This is a genomic window from Deltaproteobacteria bacterium, from assembly GCA_026388545.1.
Classification (GTDB): domain Bacteria; phylum Desulfobacterota; class Syntrophia; order Syntrophales; family UBA2185; genus JAPLJS01.
In genome coordinates this window covers 1-2,603 of record JAPLJS010000040.1, presented here as the reverse complement: position 1 = coordinate 2,603, position 2,603 = coordinate 1, and the positions used below count along the sequence as shown (strand labels likewise).

The window sequence follows — 2,603 nt, the reverse complement described above, 5'->3', positions numbered from 1 at the left end:
GCCCCTTTCTATCCCACAGAATGAACTTTTTACCATTATGGTAGTAGGTGTCAACGGGACAGGCAAGACCACAACCATAGGAAAACTTGCGCGCAATCTGAAAAATAGCGGGCTGTCTGTAATGCTCGTCGCAGCCGACACATTCAGAGCAGCGGCGATCGAGCAACTTGAAATCTGGAGCCAGAGGGTAGAAGTGCCTCTGATCAAACAGAAGTTCGGTGCAGACCCCTCCGCTGTTGTCTTTGACGCAATTCACGCGGCAAAAGCCAGAAAAGCTGACGTCGTCATCATCGACACGGCAGGCAGGCTTCACACCAAGGTTAATCTGATGGAAGAGCTCAAGAAGATGAAGCGTATTATGGGAAGAGAACTCCCCGGCGCCCCGCATGAAATACTCCTTGTGCTTGATGCCACAACAGGTCAGAATGCCGTTGTCCAGGCAAAGATGTTTAACGAAGAAATCGGCGTGACGGGAATTATTTTAACCAAACTGGACGGAACGGCAAAAGGCGGTGTAATTATAGGAATTGCCAGGGAACTCAGCATCCCCATCCGATATATCGGTATCGGGGAGGGACTCGATGATTTGAAAAGTTTTCACAGTGAAGAATTCGTGAGCGCCCTTTTTGAACAGGACCTCCGGTAACTTTCAGGATAAAAAGTTTTTTATATGGGAAAGATATTTGCTATAGGAGATATTCACGGCTGCATCTCCAAACTCGATACAATGATGGCACAACTTGATATCGATGCCCGGAACGATACGCTCGTCTTCATCGGGGACTATATCGACAGGGGTTCTGATCCTAAAGGAGTCGTTGATTCCATTCTCGATATCAGGAAAAGAATTAAGAATGTCGTTTGCCTGCTGGGAAATCATGAACAGATGTTTCTCAACTATTATCTTGAACACAAGGATGAAGATCTCTTTATGCACAACGGGGGTATGAGTACGATGATATCCTATGGCTTTAACCCGTCAGGAAGGGGAAAATTAACTATACCGAATGATCACATGGAATTCTTCATCACCCTTCTGCTGTCCTATGAGACAGATGACTATATATTCGTACATGCCGGTTTACGGCCCGGTATTCCCATACAACGGCAGAACTTCGAAGACCTCCTGTGGATACGGTACGATTTCATTAACTCTCCGTATGATTTTAAGAAGATTGTCATTTTCGGTCATACGCCCCTTTCCTTTACCACGCCCCTGATCGATAAAAACAAGATTGGCCTCGATACAGGCGCGGTCTATGGCGGTAAGTTGACATGCATTGAACTGCCGGAGATGAAGATCCACCAAGTCTAACAGCTTATGAAAATTATCGAATGTGTCCCCAATTTCAGTGAAGGCAGGAATAGGGAAAAGATAGACGGTATCACCGCAGCACTTTCCGCTGTTGAGGGTGTGAGACTCCTCGATGTATGCATCGATGCAGACCATAACCGAACCGTTTTGACTTTCATCGGCGCACCGGAAGATGTCGAAAAAGGAGCAGTTGCCGTCTGCGAAAGGGCTATCGAGCTGATTGACATGCGCGAACACAGGGGTGTCCATCCCCGGATTGGCGCCGTCGATGTGGTACCCTTCGTCCCCCTGAAAGGCGCGACCATGAAAGATGCGGTGGATGTGGCACACCGGTTTGGCCGCATTTTTGGACAGAGGAACAAAATTCCTGTCTATTTCTACGGTGAGGCGGCACTTGATCCCCTGAGAAGAGAATTGCCGGACATCAGAAAAGGCGGATACGAAGGGTTAAAAGCACGGATTAATGATCCCCTGTGGGTTCCCGATGCAGGACCAACCCGCTTCAACCCCCAGGGAGGTGCAACGGTTGTCGGGGCAAGGGAGCCTCTCATTGCCTTCAACATCAATCTTGCCACAGACGATCTGCAGGCGGCAAAAATAATCGCCCGTTCCATCAGACAATCGAGCGGCGGACTGCGCCACATAAAGGCAATCGGCGTTCCTCTGAAGAGCAGAAATATCGTCCAGGTATCGATGAACCTTACTAACTACAAGGCGACATCACTCCGGACAGTCTTCGATGAGGTAAAGAAAAGGAGTTCCTCTTACGGCATCTCTGTTCTGGAGTCTGAGCTGGTTGGTCTCATACCTGAAGAGGCGCTGAAAGGCGTGACCGCCGAATATCTTCAGCTATCGAATTTCCGCGCTGAATGCGTCATCGAAACACATTTATTGTCACTGCGAGGGACTACTCAGTGACGTGGCAATCTTTTGTTTTACGATGAATGAAACACAGAGATTGACACCTCTATCAAAATCATGTTACAGCCCTCCATCCTGTAGTATAATCCGTGCCCCCGTAGCTCAGGCGGATAGAGCAACGGATTCCTAATCCGTGTGCCGCGTGTTCGAGTCACGCCGGGGGCGCCAGAAAAACAAAGGGTTAACAAATAATCGTTAACCCTTTTTGTTTTAATTGCTACCCAATTTTGACGACATCGTAAAAAGTCATTATTAGTGTAAGGCGTTAAAATAATTTAACATTTGTGCATATTTCTCTTGACACTGTTTCCCGAAAATGGTATGAATAATGTTAAATATTAAAGACATAGGTGCTGATGCCATGATT

3 protein-coding genes and 1 tRNA gene are annotated in these 2,603 nt (G+C 47.4%); all 4 read left to right on the top strand.

From position 1 onward, the window contains the following. The coding region (gene ftsY / locus NTW12_03870; GenBank protein ID MCX5845482.1) for a signal recognition particle-docking protein FtsY at positions 1–646 on the top strand (646 nt) is incomplete at its 5' end. A gap of 24 nt (positions 647–670) precedes the next feature. After that, positions 671–1,315: a metallophosphoesterase family protein gene (locus tag NTW12_03865; protein MCX5845481.1), complete on the top strand. Its 645-nt coding sequence runs from the start codon at positions 671–673 to the stop codon at positions 1,313–1,315. A gap of 6 nt (positions 1,316–1,321) precedes the next feature. Next, a complete protein-coding gene (ftcD, locus tag NTW12_03860; protein ID MCX5845480.1) occupies positions 1,322–2,233 on the top strand; it encodes a glutamate formimidoyltransferase in 912 nt (303 codons plus the stop codon). 94 nt (positions 2,234–2,327) lie between these two features. Next, positions 2,328–2,404, top strand: a tRNA-Arg gene (locus NTW12_03855). Positions 2,405–2,603 lie beyond the last annotated feature (199 nt).

Coding starts and splice junctions, on each gene's coding strand:
- NTW12_03865 (MCX5845481.1), top strand. CDS start 671: ATGGGAAAGATATTTGCTATAGGAGATATTCACGGCTGCATCTCCAAA.
- ftcD (MCX5845480.1), top strand. CDS start 1,322: ATGAAAATTATCGAATGTGTCCCCAATTTCAGTGAAGGCAGGAATAGG.